Annotated in this window: 10 protein-coding genes; 2 read left to right on the forward strand and 8 right to left on the reverse strand. The window is 46.0% G+C overall.

The features are described 5' to 3' along the window. Positions 1-10: 10 nt before the first annotated feature. Together H1230_RS28745 and H1230_RS28750 are read left to right on the forward strand one after the other, a co-directional pair. Positions 11-1,807 (forward strand): NHL repeat-containing protein, encoded by a 1,797-nt coding sequence (locus tag H1230_RS28745; protein WP_239713189.1) that lies wholly within the window; start codon positions 11-13, stop codon positions 1,805-1,807. A 12-nt stretch (positions 1,808-1,819) separates the two neighbouring features. Next, positions 1,820-3,064 carry a DegT/DnrJ/EryC1/StrS family aminotransferase gene (locus tag H1230_RS28750; RefSeq protein WP_239713190.1) on the forward strand — a complete coding sequence of 415 codons (1,245 nt, stop codon included), beginning with the start codon at positions 1,820-1,822 and terminating at the stop codon, positions 3,062-3,064. Between the two features lie 92 nt (positions 3,065-3,156). Here the strand turns inward: H1230_RS28750 and H1230_RS28755 are convergent, their stop codons facing one another. The 8 genes from H1230_RS28755 to H1230_RS28785 all read right to left on the reverse strand — a co-directional run bounded on the left by H1230_RS28755 (position 3,157) and on the right by H1230_RS28785 (position 25,656). Beyond that, on the reverse strand, positions 3,157-4,230 hold the full coding sequence (locus tag H1230_RS28755; RefSeq protein ID WP_239713191.1) for a dihydrodipicolinate synthase family protein: 1,074 nt from the start codon (positions 4,228-4,230) through the stop codon (positions 3,157-3,159). Beyond that, positions 4,230-5,246 (reverse strand): NAD-dependent epimerase/dehydratase family protein, encoded by a 1,017-nt coding sequence (locus H1230_RS28760; protein ID WP_239713192.1) that lies wholly within the window; start codon positions 5,244-5,246, stop codon positions 4,230-4,232. The genes H1230_RS28755 and H1230_RS28760 overlap by 1 nt, the downstream gene beginning before the upstream one ends. A 108-nt stretch (positions 5,247-5,354) precedes the next feature. Next, positions 5,355-5,813: a hypothetical protein gene (locus H1230_RS31560; RefSeq protein WP_345773384.1), complete on the reverse strand. Its 459-nt coding sequence runs from the start codon at positions 5,811-5,813 to the stop codon at positions 5,355-5,357. Further along, on the reverse strand, positions 5,798-6,670 hold the full coding sequence (locus tag H1230_RS28765) for a hypothetical protein (protein ID WP_345773385.1): 873 nt from the start codon (positions 6,668-6,670) through the stop codon (positions 5,798-5,800). Before H1230_RS28765 ends, H1230_RS31560 begins: the two co-directional genes overlap by 16 nt. 151 nt (positions 6,671-6,821) lie before the next feature. Next, a complete protein-coding gene (locus tag H1230_RS28770; protein WP_239713193.1) occupies positions 6,822-14,762 on the reverse strand; it encodes a right-handed parallel beta-helix repeat-containing protein in 7,941 nt (2,646 codons plus the stop codon). 426 nt (positions 14,763-15,188) lie between these two features. Beyond that, on the reverse strand, positions 15,189-20,510 hold the full coding sequence (locus H1230_RS28775; protein WP_239713194.1) for a GH92 family glycosyl hydrolase: 5,322 nt from the start codon (positions 20,508-20,510) through the stop codon (positions 15,189-15,191). A 26-nt stretch (positions 20,511-20,536) separates the two neighbouring features. Next, positions 20,537-22,180 carry an S-layer homology domain-containing protein gene (locus H1230_RS28780; protein ID WP_239713195.1) on the reverse strand — a complete coding sequence of 548 codons (1,644 nt, stop codon included), beginning with the start codon at positions 22,178-22,180 and terminating at the stop codon, positions 20,537-20,539. Between the two features lie 26 nt (positions 22,181-22,206). Next, positions 22,207-25,656, reverse strand: coding sequence for a PA14 domain-containing protein (locus H1230_RS28785; protein ID WP_239713196.1), 3,450 nt, complete (start codon positions 25,654-25,656; stop codon positions 22,207-22,209). Positions 25,657-25,770: the final 114 nt, after the last annotated feature.

Genomic DNA, 25,770 nt, shown 5'->3' on the forward strand with positions numbered 1-25,770 from the left:
GGGGCTTATCGTGAATCAACCCTTATACACACACGTAGGGCAGCCTTGCCACAATTTTAATATTCTGGCAACAACAGTTCTAATAGACCCGCTGGACGGCCGGGAGAAGCTGGTGCTCTCCAATTACGCCATGGGCGAAATCGGGAATCTCATTCTTATCGATACGCTGACAGGTGAAAGCGAAAGCATCAGTCTCCCTGCCGGTCCAGGGGCCTGGGGCTTGGTAAACTGGCACAACGAGAAGCTGGTAGTTGGTACCTGTGTGGATCAGGCTTATTTGCATGTTCTTGATTTGCATACGCGGAAATGGGCTCAGACCCTTGAGTCTCAGGGCGAGGCCTACTTCTGGACAATGACACTCGGCTCCGACGGGAAAGTCTACGGAGGTACCTACCCTGGATGTTCCTTGATGCAATACGATCCGCAGGACCATACTCTAGTTAACCTTGGCCACTTGACCGACAACGGAAATAATCAGTATAGCCGTCCCGTTTGGGGAGAAGCTCCCGGTTATATTCTCGTCAATTACGGATATGATACCTCCGGAATGAAAGCCTATGTGATCAGCGATGGACAATTTATCGATTTTGGCGCTCCGGGTGAGCAGATCAAATGGGTTACAAGCAGCCTTATTTGTACGGAGCTTGAAGACAAGCTTGCCTATTACGATGCAGGCAGTCTGCTTCTAGTACACGGAGCTGTCCCAGAACAGCAGATTCCCCGGCTGACCCTTACCTTATCCAATGGGCAAACTATTCCTATTAAACCATTAAGCGACAACCGCTTAGCTGGAGTACGAGGACAAGAATATTTCATCACTAAAGCTCCGGCATACTCTCATTCTCATGGTTATACCGAGCTTGAGGCGGTCGAATTAAAGCATATACCCGTGGATGCACCCTCTACAGCTATCTTCACGCTGCAATCCGATGGCCAGGGGCTGCTGTGGGGCTCCAGTGGATTTGGCCAGACGATCTTCAGTTTCAATCCCGCAACCGGCACCTTCTGGAATTCGCCATCTGTGTGCAATGCTGGGGGCGAGGTATATGGAATGAGGTTCATGAATAACCGATTGTTTCTAAGCGCATATGTAGGCGGTGACCATGTAATATATGATCCCTCCAAGCCTTGGGATCAACTGAATAACGTTAATCCCCGCACTCTGCAACCGGTAGCGCCGGAACTTATTCGTCCTGAGGGAAGAAGTGTGCTCGGCCCCGACGGAGGATTCTGGACAGGCTGGTCTGCCCAATATGGTGTATATGGCGGCGGCCTGTCACGGGTTGACCCGGCTACACTTGAAGTCGAGACCTGGTATGATCCTGTACCAGGGCAGCAGGTTTCCGCTCTGGCGGCTGACGAGAAATATATCTATTTCACAACCAATGGTGGGGCCAGCGGATTAGCCCCTCAGCAGGTGCACAGCCGTTTCGTGGTTTGGGTCCCAGGGAAAGGATCGGTCCATGAAGAGATATTCCGCGAGGATCAGGAAGCGGGCAACGCGATGGTTACTCTTGGTGGCAAGGTGGCTTGTGGCGCTGGAGAAGAGATCCTTATCTTCGATCGTCAACAACAGAAGTTCGTTATTACCCTATCGCTTAGAAAGAGATGCCAATGGCTCGTAGCCATTGATGATCGGACAGCAGGCGCTTTCTGTGACGAAGAATATTGGGAGATTGATGTGGAGACGGGCGCTCAGCACTTCGTATCCCGTCTTCCGGGCTCTGTAAGAGCTTCGTCCCTACACGACGGCCAACTTTATTTTGCTGTGGGCTCAGACTTGTATCTATTAAACAGATCATCCTAGGAGGGGTAAGATATGTTAGAAAATTTAGCGATCAACGGTGGACCACAAATCAAGACAACGCCATTTGGAACAGGTAATCGGTTCGGAGATGCAGAGCTACAAGAGCTAAAAGAAGCACTGGAGCAAGGAACGCTGTTCTATCATTATGGTCATAAGGTCAAACAGTTTCTGCAGAAGTTTAACGAGATGTACGGCGTAAAATACAGCGTCGCGACTTCCTCGGGTACTGCGGCGATTCATGTTGCTCTAGGAGCGGCAGGAATTACTGCCGGAGACGAGGTCATCACCAGCCCGATCACGGATCAGGGCACAGTCATCGGCATTCTGTACCAGAACGCGATTCCCGTATTCGCGGATGTTCTTCCGGATACGTATAATTTGGACCCCATTTCGCTCGAGGCATGCATTACTGAACGCACCAAAGCGATTGTAGTCGTTCATCTGGCTGGTAATCCCTGTGATATGGATGCCATCATGGCCATCGCAAACAAATATAACCTAAAGGTCATCGAAGATTGCGCACAAAGCTACCTTTGTTATTACAAGGGGAGGCTGACCGGAACCATTGGTGATTACGGTTGCTTCAGCACGAATGATTTCAAGCATATCTCCACCGGAGATGGCGGAATGGTAACGGTAAATTCGGGACAGGAGGAAGACTATTCCATTACCCATGCCTTTGCCGACAAAAACTACCAGCGTTTCGATCACGCAGTGAGTCGGGATATTCATCATATCGCTCCCAACTATCGTATGACTGAGCTGCAAGGCGCTGTAGGCATCGCTCAGTTGGACAGGCTGGACTGGATTTGTACAACACGCAACACATACGGAACAATGCTGATAGACGGTCTTTCCGGACTTGCCGGCATTTATCCGCCGAGAATCACTGAAGGCGGAGTAAGCTCCTTCTGGTTTTTTCTATTTCGTTTGGATACAGCTATGCTAAAAGGCTCCGTGGACGATTTTGTGGCAGCATTAAATGCGGAAGGCATTTCTTGTGTGCGAGGTTATATTCCCCAGCCCGTGTACCTCCAGCCTCTATTCCAAACAAAGGAAGCTTATCCGGGAACAAATTATCCATTCAATCTCTCAGAGGTTTCCTACGAGGAGGGCATTTGCCCACAAGCCGAGAACGTTCTGCAATCTTCTGTCCGCATGGGGATCAGTGAATTTTATACCGTTTCCGATATCGAAGAGATGATTGCCGCCATTCGAAAAGTAGCGGCTCATTTTATAAAGGAAGGGTTCAACTAAAATATTTAATAATCCGCCAAGTCTATTTCTCAATAGGACCTGGCGGATTTTCTTGTAAAGCGCGATATAAGTCTTAGATTACGCACCTGGGGTTAGTCCTGAGCGAGCCATTCCTTAAGGTGAGCGGTGACGAATTCGTCATCATGAAGATGCGGGTACTGGCTATAGACCCGATCAATTTCCTCTGCTTGCCCGGGTGATAGAATTTCATCAGGATTCAAGCACCATATGCCTTTTAACAAACCTTGTCTCCTTAGCACCTCATGAATACCGGGTATACAGCCTTCAAAATGATGTGCCGGATCAAAAAAAGCAGCATTGGAATCTGTCACTTGAATGTTTCGGGTTAACCATTCCTTCGAGATGGCTTCATCGTTTCGTATCGCTTTGATTTCTTCTAATAACTCCACCGCTTTATTCGTCCATACCGCCCAATGACCAAGCAATCCCCCTACGATAGTTTTTGCTATGATCCTACCATTCACTTCAAACCGATAGGTGGTAAGCAGGTCCGTAATAATGTTGTCATCATTCCCTGTATAGAGGGCAATTTCATTCCATCGGCTTGAATTGCACACGGCTCGCACCACATCGATGGTCTGATAGCGATTAAATGGCGCCATCTTGATCGCAACGACCCCCGGGATCTCCGCGAACCTGCACCAAAACTCATAGCTGAAGATTCGGCCTCCAACCGAAGGCTGCAGATAAAACCCGATAACCGGCAACTTCTCTGCTACTTGCTCCGTCCGTTTGAGAATATCCTCCTCACTCCAATCGATCAGTCCACCCATGCTAAGTAGCGCCACGTCATAACCTAGCCCTATCGCAATATCCGTCTCCTTTAACGCTTGTTCCGTAGGTCCGCATATCCCCGCGACTTTGATAAAGGGACGCTGAAGTCCGGCCTTAGCCACCTCTTCCGCAGCCATTCGCAACACCGTCTCATACAGGTTGTGCTCCTTGTCGCGAATCTCGAATTGGGTCGAATGCACACCGATGGCTATTCCGCCGGCTCCTGATGCTATATAGTAGCGTGTTAACGCCCTTTGATGCCTTTCATCAAGCCTGCGGTTTTCGTCCAGAGCCAGAGGGTGAGCCGGAATAACAAGGCCCTCGTGCAGGGCACGCAATAATTCAGCAGATAATGTTGTTTCAACTTTCATTAGAATTTCCCCTTTCGCTCTTGGAAATGTGTAGGCTTATTCAGGATTTTCCCGCCTTGTCGAATCCATTCCGCCGTCCAATCGATCATTTGCAGCAAAGAGACACTGGGATAGCCAAACAACTGGTGCGATTTAGCCGCATTGTTCAATAACGCAGTCTCTGACTCTGTGCCTTCGAATATAGCGGCTTTGCCAAAACGCTTGGCAAATTCAGACCCTGCCCAGCGAATGGACATTGTCTCAGGCCCAGTAATATTTATTAGGTTCGGCGGGCTAGTGCACTCTGTTAAACACCGAAGCGCCATAGCGTTGGCATCCCCTTGCCATATTACATTTGCAAAACCCATGGTCAAGTTTATCGGACGTCCTTCATAGACTGCCCGCGCTAGCTCTAATAGAACACCGTAACGCAAATCAATGGCATAGTTTAATCGATACATTACCATAGGAGTCCCATTCTTAAGGGCATGATATTCGAAGATCCGCTCCCGTCCTAGACAGGACTGGGCATATTCTCCAATCGGTTCGGGCATCACGGACTCATCCGCCCCGCCACTACCGATAGTAGTAAACGGATAAATATTCCCGGATGAGAACACAACGATGCGAGAGTCTTTATACTTTTCAGCGACCCTGCCCGGCAAATAAGTATTCATCGCCCAAGTAAAGCTTTCTTTACCTGTCGTACCAAATTTATTTCCCGCCATATAGATGACATTCTCAACATTCGGCAGACGCATCAAATCCTGATCATTTAGCAGATCACATGCAATGGTCTCGATTCCAACATCCTCCAGCTCACGCCGCGCCAAGTCATCCGAAAATCTGGAAATTCCGATTACCCGCTTGGACAGGCCACCTTCCAGGATCGCATTCCTCGCGAGCTTGGCTAAGCTCGGCCCCATCTTGCCTCCCACACCCAATATGGCAATATCACCCTTTACCTTCGCCAAATCATTGATCAAAGCGTTCGATGGTTCAGCCAGCTTTGCTTCCAATTCCGTAACTGTTATCACCCTTGTCACCCCTTCCATATGTGTTCCTGTATCTATCATACTGAAAGATTTCATATAAAGACAGGTCTTTATGTAGTCTTTAAATAGATACAAAACGGGGTGACCCGTTCAGAGGGCAAGATCAACCAAAAAGGAAAACCGAAAGATTTGACGGGGTCTTCCTTTAGGCGCTTTTTCCATTCCAGAGATTTCTACAAGGCCGTTATCAATCCAGAGCAGGAGCAGCCGATGCGCACTTCGTACTGTTATCTCTAACAGGAAGGCCAAATCATGAACCTTATATTCATATTTACCATAACGGGCCATTTGACTTAGAAGCTTGCTAAGGTAGGCACTCGTCATTCCCGCCTCTTCCGCTTTTCTCATGAGTTCTGCATCCACAGGGGGCAATACCTTGTGCATAGAATCCGCCATTTCGAGGGGTCCAATCAGCGTCTGGTCTTCCCTGACGATAAAGCAGGTATTTCCTCCGGCTTCCTTGGACTTGCGAAGCGCAACCCTTGCGTGCGTGCCGGCTTCATTTGCCGAAATTCCAAATCCAATACCGATGCTTAAGGAGATCCCCAAAGATTTATTAGCTTCCTTGCCAAGAGGAATCGTCTTATACCCCCTGTTTCTCTCTCAAATATCCCCCGAGTAGTGAAGAAGAGGTACTCATCTCCTCCAATCGGCGTTAAATAACCATCCAGCGATTCAACGTACCCCAGCACCATTCTGTGGATATCCAGCTTCAACTTCTGAACCTCATGTTCACTGTTATGCTTCATGACCAGCCTGCCAAAATCATCCACATTAATCATGCCAACCACAATTTGCAATTCCTTCCCACGGCGCGATTCAGTAGACAAAAGCGCCCGTTCTAAGGATACAACAATATCCTGATCCGACGGCATCAGCCATTCGTTCGCAACCTGAAGCTCTGTCAATTGCTGTGCCACACGTTCTACTCCGGTTAAAGCCATAGAGAAACCTTCCCCTTCCGACTGCTTGCGGTGAAAAGCAAGAAGCTCTTCAGGCGCTGAATAAGCCGGCCCATCATAAACAACCACTTGAATATGATCCAGCTCCAGATCACGCAGTGTAGAGGTAACCATAGTTTTGGTTAGCGTGTCTACGGATAGGCTGCCTTTCAGTTTCCCCAATGCCATGGAATGAAAAAGCGCCTTAAACAAAGCTGCCCCAGTAAGTGGAACATAATGTATAGGTATGGAAGTTGATACCGCTTCTTTCACTTTCCAATGCGCCAGCGCTCCTGACAAAAGGATCACCTCAACCTCCTTGCTCATCTGCTCGGCGAAGAGTGCCGCTTCTTCCTCATCGCTCACGATCTGCACAATCGGATCGAAAGTCGGGAACGACTGGACCATACGCATTATTTTTCCAACCATGACTGGTGTACCGATAATTCCGATCTTAATTTGCATTGATATGTATCATTCCTCTGCCCTTCAGGCTTGAACTTCTATTTCCATTATATCGAGCGATGCCGAACTAGTACAACTTGAGCAGTAACAAAAACAACAGCCAAGGAAACGTTCCCTCGACTGTTGTTGTATTGAATGCTTAATTTACATCTCACTTGTTGTAAACAGTGTATATAAGCACTGCGATTTCAGCCCTTGTAGCATTACCCAGCGGGTTGATGCGGTTGCCGCTTCCCTTTATGATGCCCTCATTTACAAGATTTGAAACGCTGGTTCTAGCATACGAAGCAATCTTTGCAGAGTCGCTGTATCCTGCGAGTACAGCGGTATCTCCTGTTACAGACAACTTACCTGCTACATTAAGGGCGTTATTAACCATAACCATCATGTCCTGCCTCGTGATAGAGGCTTTCGGATTAAACGTGTTGTCCCCCACTCCTTCTATTACCCCTAATTTTCTAGCGATCCCTACGGCTTCATAGTAATAATCCTTTGTGCTTATGTCATTGAAGTTGGCATCTACATTCGCGCTGAGTCCAAGTCCGTTGACAAGGAGCTTTATAAAGTCAGCTCTGGTTATGTTTGCTCCCGGTGCATAAGTTGTATCAGAAGTACCCCTAATAATCCCCTTTGATGCAAGTACGGCTATTTGATTCTCAGCCCATTCATACTTAGCTGTGTCTTTGAATGTCTTGTGTACAAATGCTACTGCATACGTGCTAAAGTGTGTAGTCGTAAATGTAATTTTGCCTGAAGCAGGGTCATACCTTCCACTTGGAACAGCTGATGTATGACCCAAATCATCCACATACCACACCACAATATGCTCTGCATCTTTCAATTCTTGAGCCGTAGGGGTATAGTCCATAGATACGGTCACCGGAGCTTCAGAATTGTTCCAAGCCACCGTTTTCCCATCGACCAGGACTGTAAGTTCAATCACAGGTCTGTCTCCTATTACCGCCTGCAGTTCTTTGCTCATCTTCGACTTATCCGCATGTTCTATGCTGAGTTCTATATAAGCAGCATTTCCTATGGAATTCTGAGCCAGCATATTTGAAGGGACCGTTAGGGTGCCATTAGGCGTTTCTATTTTTATCCTTTTATCTGCTCTGGCTGCTGTAAGTGCATTTGCAGGCAACTTCAGCACATATTTTGCAGCTCCGTCTACCTTGCCAACCTTAATAGTTATAGTTCTTACACCGCCGTTATCCTCATTAACCTTATTAAATAGTTCAGCAAGCTGATCTGACGTAAATTCAACATTTACTGCACCGTTGGCATCTAAGTTACCTTTTTCAGCAACGGCAATATTGTTATTGTTGTTGTTGTTGTTGCCATTGCCGTCGTCATCTGTACCATTTGGCGTATATTCATACGCACCTAAATCAGGTGCACCCACTCTGCTGCGCCCCAGGATATCAACAATCGGCGCATTTTCAATTACCCCTTTGTTAATACTGTCGCTGCCCGAAGTTACATCCAGAATATTAGCAAATATCCTCTGAGCCTGTTCATAATCATCTGTTGCGCCAGCGATTGAACCTTTAAAGGTTACATTTCCCGCGAACATATTGGTGTATCTGTTATTAGTCTCCGCTGCATTTTCGGCTGCCATAAATTCATTGATCGGCATTACGCTAGAACCGAACTGGGCATTAGCAGGAAATGTTGTGTAATCATACATGTTATTCTTGAATGTGTTATCAACTACCATATGGGTTGTTGACTGATCGGAATTTGTTCTTATGGTGTTGTACTGATAACCGATAATCACCGGCTGTACATTCCCATCAACAGAGTTATATTCCTGTGTACGGTCATTATAGAAGATGTTGTTCTGGAATAGGTTATTCCGTACGTTCCAATCCATATACAAATCGTTCGCCCAGCTGTTGTAGAACGTATTGTTAGTCACTGTGAAGCCTTGGATACCCACAAGGATCAAGCCGTATTTAGATTCAGAGAACACACTGTTCTTAATTACAACATCAGTAGATTGAATATCGTAATTGTCACCAGCATAGAACTGCATGCCGCCGCCAGGTGAATCCGAAACTTTAAGGCCATCAAATACAAGGTTGGAACTGTGGCCTATATAAGCACCATGGTCTGCCTGGCTCTTTCTGGTCTGGCCGATATCCCATATATTGATGTCTTTGAACTGAGAATTTGTAGTACCGTTAATCAATAAGCCCTGTACACCAGAAGTGATCTCTTCCGGAGTATCAATATCCCAGATGTTCAGATTCTTCAATACAAGGTTGTCACTGTCCAGAGTCCAGATCCCGGCACCTTTGAAACCTGTAATATAGAGTCCTTCAATTGTAATGTAAGAGCTGTTGGTAATCTTCGTCATGAGCTCATCTGTAGCTGCTTCATTACGATCTTCATAATTATCCTTGCTTGTAAAGATAGGGCCGGGAAGCGAGCCATTTATTAAATCAAGAGGGTCGTTTGGATCCGTACTGGCCTTGATGATAATAGGTGCATCAGCAACTCCATGTTTGTCATTAATATCATACCGTCCGGTGTAAATCCCTTTATGAACAATGATGGTATCACCCGAATCGGCTGCGTTAATGGCTTGTGCAAATGTCCGGAACGGATGCTCTGCCGTACCGTCACCACTCAACGATCCAGCATTGTCGCCTGCCAGGTGGATGGTCTTTAGGCTGTATGGTGAATAATAAGCACCTACGTCCTGACCCAAAGTCGTGTAAGGCGTTCCTGCATAATCCATTGAAGGAGCCGGAATATCCTTGGTAGAACCATCTGCAAAGGTGTCGGAAATTGATTTCACACCGTTTCTCGCTGCAGGACTTCCCTTCGCAAGATTGAAATCACCAGTTACCGCATCTTTGAACATAGGATCTCCAATATGTCCTCCTGTTTCATCCCCGTTTGCAACAGTCTCCGTAAAGGTTTGATCTGCATCATAGAAATGGGTGATCTTCTCGTCTGCAGCAGCATCATACAAATTGTATTCAGAGATGAATCCCGAATTCTTATCGATGGCATTGAATGCCCCCTGACCTCTGGAGCTTCTGGAGAAGATATTGTTGATAATATCAAGATTAGCAGCATGCCCATCAGCTTGTGTTACATCAATGCTGTATCCGCTATTATTATAGAAGGTATTGTTAAAGATGAAGAAACTGGATTCACCTGTTCCCAGAACTCCCTTTGCCGAATTGGTGATCAGGCAGCTGTTAAGGTTCAGGGTAATTTGGTTGTTAGCTTCGATGGCACTGGCACTTGCATGATCAACCTTGGTCTGGGAAATAGTTACCGGGCTCACCTTATTAGCGCCATCCAGAACTATGCCTTTTTCCACATGATTCAGCTTAACCTTGTTAATGGTCAGATCAGAACTATCCAAGGCGCGGATACCTGTTGTTACATTTGTAATCGTTAGATTGTTCAAAATAGCTTTCGGAGCCGCATTCAAAGTGACTGCTGTGTTTCCCTCTCCGGAATTTACTGTAAAACCCTCAATAGTAACTCCAGTTGCGGTGTCCAATATAATGTTACCATTCAGAATAACGGCTCCATCTGCTGAGATTACATACTCATTTACTTCCTGTCCCGATCGGTTGGCCAGCGCTATGTTCTCATTATAAGTGCCTGCTTTGACAATAACCCGTTCCCCATTCCTCAAAACATTCAGCGCTGCACCTATCGTCTGAAACGGTGCCTCCGCTATTCCTGAGTTTGCATCATCGCCGGTCGAAGCATCCACATAATAGCTCACCTCGACGGCTGTCGCTGCATAGGCACCAATGTCTGAAGGAATCTTCCTGGCAATTCCGTTGATATCCTTAGCCGGAGTAACAGCATCCGTAATCCCTGCACCTACAGCTGGACTCAGCTTATATATTCTGTAATCCCTTGCCCTGACGTTGATGAATTGAGCAGGTGCTTTAACTGCATGCGCCTCTGTAATTGCATTCAAGTCTGTTTGGGCTATAACATCCGCATTGTATAGATTATAATCAAACTCGTTATTTGCGTAGCTTTCTATCATTGTAGAGAATATATTATTTTTCAAACTATTGCCGGTGGAATCGGTACTGAAGTCAACGTCTTTCACATTTCCATACAGCGTATTATTGTAAATCTTGTTAGTAGTAGATTCAGTGGTTAAATAAACAGCCGTCTGTCTATCTGTAATGACGTTGTTTGTAATGGAACTATTCACACTATTGTTTAAAAGAATAGCATCCGCAGCTTTCGGGGCAAAAATATTATTTGTGACCACTGCCCCATCTGTTTGTTTTAAAGTTAAAGCTCCATGAATATGGCTGCCGTCAATGGTTACTTTCTGACCGGACAACGAAATATTACTGGCAAAGGTAAGATTGTTCATAGAGACGGCTTTATCCACCGAGCCTATAACATTCACAGTCCCCTTTAATATCACTTCGCCATTATACGGCGTTACATAAACATCTCCGTCTCCGGCTGATGCTGCCATATCAATGGTCTCGTTAGCCTCATAGCTACCCGCCATAATCTGGATATTTTTAGCTCCTGCATTCACTGCAGAAGTAATAGAAGGATATGGATGTAAAGGTGAGCCGTCTACCGTTCCGGTATTCCCCCCTACAAAAGCAAAGGTTTGATCAAAGGCATAGGCTCCGGCTTCGTTCTGTGTCCTTGCATGCCCGGTTATGTCGGCTGTTGGTGCCGTAATACCAGAAATAATGCTTGCATCCGCCGCACCGATTGCAGGGTTCGCAGCAAATATAATTCGGGCATCATTTAACACATTTGCAAAAGTGACCTCACCGGACTTCCCGTTAACTTCAAGCGCTCTGCCCTGATTGGCCCATGCCGTTGCGCTCTGCAGTTCAGCCAGTGTAAGGACGGGGCCTTCTCCTCCACCAGCGTAAGTAACTCTTTCCGAACCGGCAATAGAGTAGACGTTGTTATCGAATACAACATTCTGGGAAGCGTCAACAATGGATTTCCCACCCTCAAGCTGTGTACGGATAGGTTTGGTAAATATATTATTTTTGAATACTAAATCCGTTGAAATGTTAATTGGAGCAGCTACAGGATCGTATGTGCCCTGCACCGGGTAAATATCATACCTCCCGCTTCCACCACCAGCATCGTACCTATCCGCAAAAGTATTATTGTAGAATAGAAGATCCGTGCTTCTGCCCCATAAGTTAATGCTGCGAGCTGCTCCGTAAATTACATTGTTGAATATCTTCCCATAGCTGCCCGCTTGTTCCCTGACCTCCTGGAAATACAGTCCCCAGCCATCATTGGAAACTATGACATTATTGGAAAACTCTAAATTACCAAAGCCGATATTCACCAAATCTCTTGTTGCAATGGCCGTGCCAGTGTTCTGGAAACGGTTGTGGGTAACTGTAATGTTAGAGCTGGCCTGTCTGCCTGCCGTATGGTTATCTATCCGCACAGCTGTACCGCGGGACCCATTCTGTGAGGCATTCGGGGCAAAGGTCAGACCTTCAATGTGGATATACTGGCTATGTCCCAGATATATAATATAATCCGGATTCTCCGACGTTAAGACTACCTTTTCATTCTGATAGCTCTTGAAGCTAATCGGTTTGTCCGCAGTACCTGCATAGGTCTGCAAAACAATAACACCGTTATACGTGCCTTCCCTAAAGTACACAGTATCCCCTGCTTTCAATTTAGCAATAAGGCTACTAGATACTGTTCGCTTAGGGCTGTCTATGGTTCCCAGATTAGAATCGCTTCCATTCGGAGAAATATAATAGTCATTCATAATAAAAGCCTCTGTACTAAAGCTCCATGATACATCCGCCGGGAGATAATTCCCGTTCGTACTCATCAGATTTTTCTTTACAGTAACGTTATAAGTAGCATCGAAATTCAGCAGAGTCTCTGGAGTAAAGGTAATCGCAGTACCTGTTCCTTCATCTAGTATGTTGAAACTGCCAGGTACAGGTACCGTATTCCCGTCAACTACTGTTGTAACAGCAATATTATTGGAGAGATTGCCGTTATCCGCATTTACTCTTTCCGATAAGGTGATCTCTATAGCAGAGTTTACTGTTATACCACTCCCCTGCGGGGTCTGATTTACGATATAGAAAGCCGAAGAATCTCCTCTGTATTCGTACGCACCGATATCGGTTGTACCCAAGCGGCCTCTGCCATCACGATCAAATACTGGGGCGTTCACATCCGTTCCCATATTGATAGCGGCACTTCCTAATTGCAGGTGATAGTCTGTAGCACTCACAAACAAAGGATTGCCAACTATACTATTGGCCTCATTCACAGGTCCCCCCGTCCCTAAGCCGGTACTGGTACTGTCATATAAGTTATAGTCAACCGTATTATTAGATTCGACATCAAAGAAGTAAACGGCCTCACCCACTGTTACAATTGCAGCAGGACCTTCCGCCCTGAAGATATTGTTTGCGATGGTATCGCCAGTATCTGTTCCATTCAGGATAATATTTGCTCCATCACTAGAATGGGAAACAAATACATTGTTCATGATAAGCGTATTGGTAAAGCTACCATCCTCATTCAGGATGCCTTTGTTATTGTCGAATATATTATTGTAAATTCTATTATCTGTGGAATCCTTTAATAGAATACCTTTTTGATCAGGCTGAGTGAAGGTATTATTATAGAAACTTGATCCTTTGGTATTGCCGGAGATTTCCATTCCGTAGGTTGCTGTTGTAACCGTCGAACCGGAGATGTCGCTATTGATCAGACCGTCTGCCAGAAGTGCGGAACTTCCGCTGCTCGCCAGCGATAACCCTTCAATTGTCACATTGGCAATATTTATTAGAGAAATGGCCGGACTTGGGCCACCATCGATGCTGACTACACCTGTACCCAGCTTTTGAATCGTAATGGATTTGGTGTCTGGTGCACCGGTTCCTGTAATCGAGAGATTCCCCGCATAACTGCCCGGTTTAACAAGTAGTGTTACGCCCGGCACAATCGCTGCATCCGCATCTTCTAGGTTGTTAAATGCAGTGGACTCACTTAAACCGTCCCCACTACCCGCAGCATTTGCATCTAAGTAAAAAACCTTGCCATACGTATACGCGCCAATGTCGGGAGGGCCTAATCGCTCATTTCCGTCACGGTCATTTTGCGGCATACCTGTAGGGGTGCCCGCATCAGCACTGGGGCTTCCTTCTTTTAGATGGTAATCCGAGGCAGCTACAAAAGTATCTGCAGCTGTGGCCACAACATCTGTGCCGGAAGTTTTAAGGCTATCACTTGTAACGCTGTTATACCCAACAGTATTACCCGCACCCAAAGCAATAGCTGGATTTCCCAAGAAGATATTATTAGTTATGATGCTATTTTCATAGGTTCCACCGTAAAAATGTTCGCCAGCGCCTGCAAACACATTATTGCTGATAATACTATTTGTTGAGGTACTTGATTCAAAATGTAGAGTCCACCACTCTGTAAATATGTTGTTCGTGATCGTTGTATTATTTATTCCATAGCCGTAAAAGGAATTATCAGAACCTTCAACATAGTTACTATCAATCACTAAATTTTCATTGTCAGTGTTAAGGTAAAAAGCAGCATAAGTAGTACTGTTGGCGCCAAAGTAACTATTTTGAACTTTAACATTTTTCACTCCGCTTATTCCTGCTACATAGCTATCACCTGACTCAGGTGTACCGCCAAAGGCAAAATTAATATTGCTAATATTTATATATTCGCTGTTCGTGACACTAAGTGTGAAGTTCTTCCAGAACGGAGCATTTACATAAGCACTACCCGTTATATTGGTCCCAACTTCTCCGCGAATCGTAATCGGAGCATTTGTGTTTCCCGTTAAACCGTTCAGAACAAGTGCTTCTGTATATTCACCCGCTTTAATGACTAGCGTATCACCGGACTGTAATTGTGAAACACCTTTTGCTAACGTTAGGTAGGGTGCATCAATGCCTCCAGTGTTGGTATCCACTCCGTTATTGGAGACATAATACGTAGTACCCCCGCCTGTGTCTTCTGCAAGCACAATCCCCTGTGGCATGACTGTAAATATAGACATGATAACCATCAAAACCGCAATTAACCCGTTGAAAGTTTTCCTCATCTTAGAACCTCCTACTGTTATTTTATTTTCTGCATGCTGAAAACTATTTCTCGACTTTGAATTGAAAGTAATATAGCACCCCGAACTAACCAGTGTCAACGAGGAATTGTTCCAAACCTATACCAAATTTGAGTCCGATTGTCATGAAACTTAACATTTATTATTGACATATCTTAATATTATCATAATATATTGGTATTGGTACTAAACCTATTCTATTTATTTAATTAATTTTTTATTTTATGTAACTATATCTGACATTATGATTCGTGAGAGTTTCATTTGAAAGGGAGTGGGGAACAAGTGAGCGATAACTGGAGGTTGGCTAAAAGAAGCGCTCGAATACGGTTGATGGGCACACAAAAAAAGTCAGTCTCCTATAACTCGAAGACTGACTTTTTTCTAGTGCTCATAGCTTTAAAGTGCTTAGTTCACCTTGGAAAATTTCATCTTATCCAAGTTACCTACATACATTAGGCTTGATGTAGTCGAACCCGTAAATACGACACAAATAGTTTGTTTACCGGTCAACAATTGACCAAGGGCTGCGGCGGCTGTTTTGTAGGTTCCCCAGCCGCTACCCGTATTCGGCAGGTTAACCGTACCGATGATATCACCATCTTTATTGTTCAACCTGATTTCTGCTACGACGTTTGCAGGTGCTTTTTGGGAAGGCGCGTCGTAGACAAACTCAACATGATTTTTACCTTGAGTTCCGAAATCAACATCATTGTAAGTAATCCACATTCCAGTAAAAGTGTTCTTGACCACCGTTCCCCCGTTATTTGCTTCGGTGCCTAAAGGTTTGCTATTAAACGTGTTAACAGCCGCTGTCCATTCAGTCTTGTTCTCAAGCTCTACGGTCACATCAGGGTCCGGCACCTCTGCTCGTAATGAGAAGCTGGCGTTATCGAAGTTGCCGATGTATTTAAAAGTTGAGCTGGTCGTGCCAGTTAATACGAGATACACGTCTTGAACACCGGTAAGTGTCTCAGTCAAGTCACCGATGGCCGTTTTGTAGGTACCCCATCCACTGGCTGTCGGTGGTGTAGCAATCTTGCCGACTAACTTACCGTTTACGCCGCCGAGTCGAACTTCAACTGCCGAATCGACTGCACAGTTTCCGCTATTGCTTGCATATTCGATGGACAATTGATTAACACCCACGCTGCCGAAGTCCATCCCTTTGTAAGCAAGCCAAGCTCCGTTAAATGTATTCGCAACCTGTTTTCCACTCTTTCCGCCTTCCGTTTTCAGCGGAGTATTGCCGTTGTCCGTATTTAGATCGGTTGACCACTCATCGTAGGTTTCCAATTCCAAGGCTGCAAAGTCGTTTCTAATCTTTTGGTATCCGAATGTAAGACGATCGAAGTTGCCAATGTAAGGAAGCGCACTCGTCGTGCTGCCCTTCATGACCACATACAGTTTTTGGTTACCGGTTACTGTTCTATTCAATTGGGCTTCTGTGGTGATATACGTCCCCCAAGTGCCGCCCGTATTCGACAGGTTGACCGTACCCACAAGTTCACCAGTGAGACTTCCCAATCTGATTTCGAGTGTGCTGCCTGCCGGCACTTTATTCGTAGGCGCATCATATTCAACCGTAATACGGTTTGCACCTGTAGTGCCGAAATCATAATTATCAAAGGCAAGCCATGCGCCATCAAACGTGTTCTTGACAACCGTTCCTCCGTTATTTGGTTCGCTGCCTAACGGATTGTTATTAAAAGTGTTGTTAGCCAATGACCACTCGCTTCGGTTCTCAAACTGCAGCGTCAGGCCGTCATCTACAGGCTGATCATCACCGGGTGCATCCGGTTTATCTACCGGCAACGGCAGCGGCTCAGGCAGTTGTTCCGGATCTGGCTGTGGTTCTTCAACCGGTGGCTTCGGCGTTGGATCAAGCACGGGTTCCGGCTGCAATTCAATCGGTTCCGCCAGCCAGAGTGAATCATATATATTGCCGTTGTATGCATCCACCAAGTAGATATTCACCTGATATTTGCTGGCATTCACATTGTATAGCTGTGCAAGCTGGAAGCTGCCAGTAGTGACAGGTACAGCCGTAGACATCACTGCACGTTTATTCCCATCCATAAATTGGAAGACCGCAACAGCTGAATCCCCATACGCCCCTTTTAATGTGCCTGCAACATTGACTACCATATTCTCGCTTCGGTTAACCTCGCCTGCCTTGAGATCATAAACATCCCACTGTATGTCCGAAGTATAGGCAGCATTCGACACTAGCACTTGCCCAGCCAAAGTGTTCAAGGTCTTATTGGCCTTGACTCTCACCTGTACTTTGCCTGCCTCGTAATTCAGCGGACCCACGGTCTGCGGAATCACGGTGGCTGGCTTCCAGTTCAGACCTCCATCTGTGCTGTATTCATAGTCGGCTGCTTGATCGAAGCCCTGCACAGGCGTCCATCCGAAGGTATTGGCTTTATCATCCACTATAGGCTCAGTTGGGGCACCCGGAGTGGACATCTTCTTCACTGCTTCGAGGCTGAATTCGAAAGCGATATCCGAGCTGGTTGCATTCGCCTGATGAACCTCTGCAGACAAGACGTTAGTCCCTTTGACCAGATAGGCCGGATCAATTATATATCCATTCCGATCCCGCTCATCATTAACGGTTGCACTCGCAAGAGTCTCATATTTCACTTCACCAGATGCCATGTTGCTGCGGATAATCTCATGACCGTTCAAGTACACTACGGCTCCATCATCACGAATCAGATTGGCATCCAGTTCGAGAATACCCTCCACATCGTCTACCTCAAACGTTTTTCTGAAATAGGTGGTTGGGTACTTTTTATTTCCATCTGGTCCATAGCTGACCTTTGTCTTCACCTTGCCCAGATTGTCATAACCCAGCATGGCAGGCCCGGAAGCCCAAGTGCTGTCATTATATTCCGCTGTTGTCCAGCCATTGCCTGCAGACAGGCCTTTGTCTAGATATTTCCAGTTCGATTGTTCGGCAATCAGTTCTTGATGGACCAGCTTGTTATCGATCTCTGCTGTGTAATCCTTTGTTGGCGGTGCCGCGCTTGGGGTTGCACCCCAACTGGTATTTGGCACTGCATCCATATCAAATTCCAAAGTACCGCCTGCCATAATATCATCGTAATTGATCCAGGCTTGATTGAAGTCCTTGCCATTCAGCTGCGCAGATTGAATAAAACGATTGTCACTGGACACATGATCGGCCTTGATCGTAAAGGTCTTGCCGTTGTCCAAATGCAGCTTCATCTCCGAGAAAATAGGGGACCCGATCACGTAATAGGGACTTCCCGGGTTCCCAGGGAACAAGCCCATGGCACTATACACAAACCAGGAGGACATTCCGCCTGCGTCGTCATCCATGGATTGCAGATATCCTTCCGGATCATCACGGTATACGCGGGATTCCATCGGATAGGCATAAGGCCCATGGTTATGGTATTTCTGCGTTACGACTTCAGTCGTGTATTCCCGTGCATAATACTGGGTCAAATAAGGAAAGCCCAGATAATCGAATAGATAAGGGGCATTCAAATCCGGTTCATTGATCGCCATATATTCGTCAATAGCGAAGAAATGCTGCAACTCTTTCGCCATTTCTCTCTTACCGCCCATTAATTCAGCCAGTCCGTAAACATCCTGAGGCACTGACCAGCGATATGTCCACAGGTTCCCCTGATAGGCATACTTGTCGACCGCTGTAACATCTCCCTTGGCTACTGTAGTTGCATTGGGCGTGAAGAAACCTCGTTTGTCTCCGTTCTCGTCCACTTGATCTGGATTCCATAGATCTTTATAGGACAAGGTAAGATCCTTATATTTCTCATACGTTTCTTTATCCCCGATCATTTCGGCAAGCTTCATTGGAAAATAAGCACTATCTGCTTTTTCCAGCTTACCAGAAATATCTGTCTCACTGATCGAGAAATTGTCTGCATCTACAGCCATTCCCTTAAGTGCTGCATACACATCAAAGTCGGTAAACCCTTTCGCATAAGCATCAAGAATTACTGCACCATTGAACTCATTTCTCACAGTCGGACTCGGCCAGTAACCTGCCCCCCACTGCGTATACGAACCTCTGGTATCGTACAAGTCTACCAATGACTTCACCATATTCTCATATTTCTGCGGCTCCAGCAGTGAGAACAAGGAATATTTACGGAAATCATCCCAGGTTGTCCAGCCATTGTAATACTCAAAATCATCACCTAGTTCTGAAGCTTGGCGAATCGTAGTCTCATCTCTTCCGGCCTTAAACGTACCATTGGAGCTGGTCACATTATTCGGGTGAAGGAAAGAATGATACAGCTGTGTATAAAAAACAGTCTTGTTCTCTTCATCCGCATCCGTAATCTCAACCTTGTTTAGCAACTGACTCCAAGTGTCTCTCGACTTATTATGCTGCGCGTCGAAATCCCAATCTTTAATATCGTTATTACGTTCGATTTTGGCCTGATCCACACTAATCGTCGAGAGACCGACTTTGGCTTGAATCACTTTATTGTCTTTCGTATTGAAGTTTACCCACACTCCGCTGTTCGAGCCAGTACGGCTAGCTACCGTTCCTACCGCATCACCCTGCCAAGAGGAATAAGAGTCAAAGTCATGATCGAATTGAATGGAGTAATACATTGTGTAGTAGCCATTTCCGCACACATTTTTCGATTGGATCATGCCTGTAATTTCATTATTGCTCTCCACTTTCAGGTTGGCATCTACCATTCCCGCGTAAGAGTTGGACAGATCAATCAGCACAGATCCAGTATCCACCTCTGGGAACGTGTAGCGATGGAAGCCAATATTGGCTGATGAGGTAAGTTCAACCCCAATGCCGGATGCGAGCTTCACGCCATAATAACCTGGAGAGGCTTGTTCGGTGCTTTTGTCGTACTTCTGCTTATACTCATTGCTGTTCTTCGTAAAAGAGCGGGTTTCCGGCATCATCAGGATGTTGCCGCCTGCACCGCTACAGCCTACGCCGCTAAACCGCAGATGCGAGAATCCTTTTAAATATTTGTCTTGATAGTAGTATCCACTAAAGGCTCCCCCATCACTATCCGGACCAAGCGCTACCAAGCCGAACGGAGTTGTTGGCCCCGGATTCGTCTGACCGTTGTCGCCTAGCGTGTTAATGAATGGGTCTACATAATCCACAGGCTGCAGATTAGTTGCTGGATATGCAGGGGTCTGCGTAGATTCCACCCCGTACACTTCCAGTTCATACAAGCGAGCCGTATTATTGTCGTATGCTGCCTTATCGATATATAACCTGATGTACTGGGCAGAGAACACTGGCACATGCCGATCAACGATCGTCTGCACATTATTTGTTACCACATCGACATCTACCCAGGTTTCACCATCCACACTCTTCTGCAGACGGAAATCCTTGGTATTCCAGAATGGGCTATTGCCCGATTCACCGATTGCAGCATTCTTCATAACCCATTCGTTAATATTAAAAACTTGGCCCAAATCCAGCACTAACCATTTCTTTTTAACACTGGTATTGTCGCTCCACTTCGTATCGTTCTTGCCATCGACAGCGAAGCTCGCAGCTTCATTATTGTTCGTCTGCCCCGAAGCTGTCACCTTCGCATTCAGAGCCACATTTCGAGTTGCCACATCCTGTATAGAGGAGTCAGAAGCCGCCGAAACGGTATCCAAGGCTAACGGATTCAACATGCTGCTATATAGGAAGATTACTGTCATCACTATTGAAATAAGCTGTTTCCTCATTACGATTGGGTCCTCCTTCTTATGTTTTATAAAGAACCGTTCGGCAACAGCCGATTGATCATGACCGCAACTTCAGCCCGGGTAAGCAATTTCTGCGGATTAAAATGAGTACCGTCTCCCTGAATCAATCCCTGCGACCAGGCTTTATTTACAGATGCTGCGGCCCAGGCAGCAATCTCTTTCACATCAGTAAATGAAGGCTCGCCTTTCCCTGACTCTGTAAGAGTAAAGTATTGTACTGCACGAACAAGCGCGACCACTGCTTCTTCACGTGTAATCTTATCATTCGGTCTGAATGTGCCGCCGTACCCAGAAACAATACCTAGTGATGCGGCTGCAGCTACCTGTTCGGTATAGTACTGATTAGCCGCCACATCCGAGAATGGATTTACTGCGGCTTCAGTCGAAACCTTCCCCGTCCAGCCGATGGTCCGCATAAGCATGGTGGTGAATTCGGCACGGGTTATACTCCGATTCGGCTCATAATGCTGCTCATCCACACCGTTCGCGATATGTTTGGCCGCCAGAGACTTCACAGACTTTTCTGCCCAATGTCCCGCTAAATCTATAAAGGTCTTATTAAATTCAAGAATCGTATAATAGGAAAAGTGCTCCGCTGTGAAAGTAAAAGTACCACTGTTAAGGGTGCCTCCTACATACTCAACTTTATTACCATCCGCATAATAGACACCAGCAAGATCAGTAGAGAGTAATTTACCCTGTTCTTCCGTCAATTTCATAGTAACTATTGCGGGCTTGACCAAATTATGAATATCGAGGGTCTTGTTACCAGAGATAACTTGGATAACAACAGAGAGGATCACTCCAGTTGAAGAATAATCAGAGTTCGACTGAAGTGATTGTTGAACAACACTTTTCGCTTCATCCGTCCAGGCTGTGTTCAGAACAAGGCGAATCCGTGATTGCAGTTCGTCCGTTGCAGAGATGGAGCCTGCCGGGAAACGAACCGTACGATCTCCGGATGCGATGATTAAATCTAAATTCTTATCCTTAAGCTCTACTAATGATTTCGTTGGGAATTCCAGTACACTACCAGAGTTGCTGGCAGCTACTGGCAGCTCGATGGTTACTGAAATGCTTGCCTGCAGTATGGCTTTAGCCATTGTTTCGCTGCCGATGAGATAACGTCCATCTTTGGCTAGTTCTGGCTGAAGGATAGTGTCGACAGCTTTACCGGCATCGGAAGGAATTGCTGCGCTCGCAGGAACAGTTACGCTTCCGTCATTCGAACCCGTTGCCGGCGGAGTTGACGTTGGTGTTGGAGTCGGTGTTGCCGGCGGATCTACCGGTACCTCTCCATTAGGGTTTACTACCGAGAACTGTTTGGTTTGCGTTGAGTTGCCGCTGCCAACAACTACCTCATACACCCCAAACGGAGCAAAGTCCTCATTTGTCGGAATAGCTACACTAGTAGCATAGCTATTATTTGAAGGTGTTATGGCATCAATATAAAGAAGTGTCTTATTGGGCCTTACAATCTTAATTACAACATCGTTGGCATCGCTCGCAACCGTCCCGGAAATCTGCATTGCATCGCCGCGAACGACTTCCTTCGCACTCAAATTGAGCGTGAAGGAAGCTGCTGCGTAGCCGGAAACTGGTGAGAGCATGAACAACAACGCCAGAATGGCTGCTACATATTTTTTCACCGTATTCAGTCCTCTCTTTCTTTCCGCTATTGCAGCAGAATAGATTTCGCCAGTTGGAGCGGTGTGTTTAGATCATTATTAAATTGATCAAGTACAAACACTTTCACTTTATATTCCGTTCCTGTTTCATTGAAATATTGAGAGATTGTGATCTTGCTTTGCTTAAGCGGAACTGCATTCATGAGAATAGGCGTATCTCCCTTTAACAGTTCAAACACCACATAAGCGGCACCACTATATTCGGCCAACTGCTCGGCCGTAACGTCTACTTGTATTTGATCAGTTCTCTTTATTTGGCCTGTAATTGAATAGGTGGTGTGAATATTGTTCACGGTGAACGGCTTATCCGAAACCAGCGGTGAACCGGCGGCAATTCCAGAAGCTTCATCTGCTATAACGCGTACCCTTACCGCGCCCACTGGATAGTCCTTATCTTCTAGCAGCTGTGGATTCTTAGTTGCAGGCAGCCATTCCACTCCACCGTCTACACTGTACTCGTAATCGGATAGCTTGGAATATCCAGGGACATTCGTCCAACCGAACGTGTTATGTCCATCGTCCACTACGGGTCCAGTCGGTGCCATCGGTACCGTTCCTACGATGCTGGCAGTCGAATTGTCCCGCTTATCAACGGCTTTGACGGCAAACTCGTAGTTCTCAGCCACAGTAGTCTCGACCGTATAGTTGTATTTCTCTTGGCCCTCTGCTGCCGGAACATATACGCTCCAGTTCATACCCATTTTCCCGTTGACTTCATAAATTCTAAACCCTCTAACTCCGTCCTCTGCATTAAGGTCCTGCGGTTTGTTCCAGGATAGAACGGTCTTGCCATCATTGGCCTTGTTCGCTACCAACTGCTCAACAGGCTGCGGCTTATCATCATTTCTGACAATCGTATAGGTATCAAACGGCGTAGCCTGACCCGATTTATATGAATCAATGGTGAAGCTGTTTTCCGTCATCCGAACGCCCGAGTAGATCGGAACTTTCGGTTGCTCATATACCGCCGCATAATATCTGTCTACTCCGTCTTTGAGATCGTAGTACTTGGTACCTGCTGAATTGTTAATCATATAGAGCGTACCGTCAGGATTGAGCGCATTGCCCTTCTCATCTGTCTTTACATCCGCCACTGGCTTGTTGTCATACATCTGATAAGACCTCATAAAGGTATGGTCATGCCCCTGCAGCACTACATCGATCCCCAGTTCATCAAAAACAGGGTAAAGGGTTTGTCTCATCGCCAGAATGTCGCTGTCCAGCGCATGATTGCCGAGTGAATAGATCGCTTTATGGAAAGCGACAACCTTCCACTTCTTATCCGTTTGAGCTACTTCCTTCTTCAACCATTCAATTTGTTGTCTAAACGACTCCTTCTGACGATCATCCCAGCCAATATCCATGGTATTCAGCACCATAATATGGGCATCGCCGTAGTCATACGAATATACGCTGCCCGGTGGTAACGGATTCTTGATGGAATCATTTGGATAATTGAAATGGTAGTAATAGTTATCGTTGTAAGGTCCTTCGTGATTGCCTACGGCCGCCATCAATGGCAGCTTCATCAGCAAATCTTGCGGTTTCCCGAAGTAATCAAGCCATTGCGATTCAAGCGAACCGGCATCCACCTGATCACCTGTCATCACTAGAAACTTGGAATCCGGGTAATGCTCCAGCCCTTGCTTAAGGGTATTGGCCCAGACTACATAGTCCTGTGTGTTGGAACCTTGTGAATCTGTCATATAGAGGAATTCATAATTCTTCTCATTCTCTGCTTCCGTCGTAAAGCTACCAGCCTTACTCCAGTTCCCCTCGTTGCCCACTCGGTATTTATAAGCGGTACCCGGGGTCAATCCATCCACCAATACCTTATGGCTGATAAATGATCCCTTGGTTGAACTCGTGATGTTGAGATTTAATACCTTGGTTTCTTCCGGCTTTCCTGTGAAACGGATCGTTCCTGAGGAACCGAATTCCTGATCTGCTGGCACAACCTCTACAATGCTTTCTATGATATTGGTTGGTGCACTTTCCGGCTTCTCATAGGCTGTATACCAGGCAAATGAACGATTCGTTTTCGCACTTCCATTGAATGACATCGCAATGGCGATCGGCGAATAATCCGCTACATCATTAACCGGATTAAGTCTGAAGCTGTCTATAGCTTTCTCATTGGCAAATTGCAGTCCGGCTTGTCCATCATACGAGACATGCACATTTTGACTCGATGTGATCGGAGTTGCCAAATTCATTATAAGAACAGATGGATCTACACCCAGCTCCACACTCAGAACCTGAATGGGCTGATTATCTGCTGTAACGGTCAGGTGATCCGACAAAGTGGCTGGCAATTCCTTCAATGCAGAAGCCATGGCCAGCATTATGCTCGTTCCTTTTTGCAGAACACTGCCTGCAACGGGTCCTGTATACTCCTTGGGCAAGTAGAAAGCTGCGCTTGGCACGATTTCTTTAGTCATACTTGGCGTAGACCAGCGCAGATATAGATTGGAACCCCCCATATCTTCAAAATATTCAATTTTGAAGTTGTATTTCTTCCCACCCTCCAGTGAGATGGAGTTACTCGCCAACTCCTTATCCCAATCATTCACCCAGTGGTCAATGACGAGCTTATCATCAATCCACAGACGAAACCCGTTGTCACCAATGATGTGAAAGGTATATGCATCTGTCTGTGGCGGCATAATCTGTCCGGTCCAACGGGCATTAGCATGATCTTGTGAACCCGTCCAGCTCTGCAGCACCGGGTCCAGATTAGTAAAATTAATTTGTGGGTCTATCGTCGTCGCTTTATAGTCACCAAATCCAAAATCACTATTCCCAGTGTAATATTCACCAAGCAAGCCCTGTCCTTGCACCGCTAGATCTGTATTCTCAGGCTCTGAGTATCCATAAGCCTGAAATTCGTAGATATTGGCAGCATACAAACCAGTCGAAACATCCACAGCTCCTGGATTCGTGATATTGAGTTTGAAATATCTTGCTGTAACCGGTGCTTCCAGATCATGAGTTGTTGTGCCATAAGTATTATTGGTAACCGTAACTACAGGTGTCCATGACACATCATCATCGCTGGTTTCTATGGTGAAATCCCGGGTGTTGTTACTGTCCGGTTCTCCCGCCGCACCCGCATGAGCTAGTACAAACTGGTGTACCGTAGCTTCAGCACCTGTATCAATCTTCAACCAATAGGGGTTCTCTTCAGTAGGTAAATTTGAATTCCCTTCGTAACCCCATTTACCGCTTGCTATATTTCCGTCAATGGCTCGAGATGGGGCATATGCTTCAGACACGTAACCATTCGCGGTTGCAGTTACTCCAGCCGCAGCAAAGACGTTCGTATACACAGTCTCTGCATTAGCCGGCTGGACCGGAACATAACCTGCAGAAAACAACGAAGTCAAAAGCACGACGGTTGCAAGCACACGGGTTGTCAGTGCGTTACTCCTTTTCACTTCTTTATTCCTCCTAATGAATGTATTGATTTCATTAGAACAATATAGGGTCTAAACTAGATTCATTCAATTCATGCATTGTAAATTCAAATCAATTCTATGTTAATTCGCGAG

This window comes from Paenibacillus sp. 19GGS1-52 (assembly GCF_022369515.1).
Taxonomy (GTDB): Bacteria; Bacillota; Bacilli; order Paenibacillales; family Paenibacillaceae; genus Paenibacillus_AQ.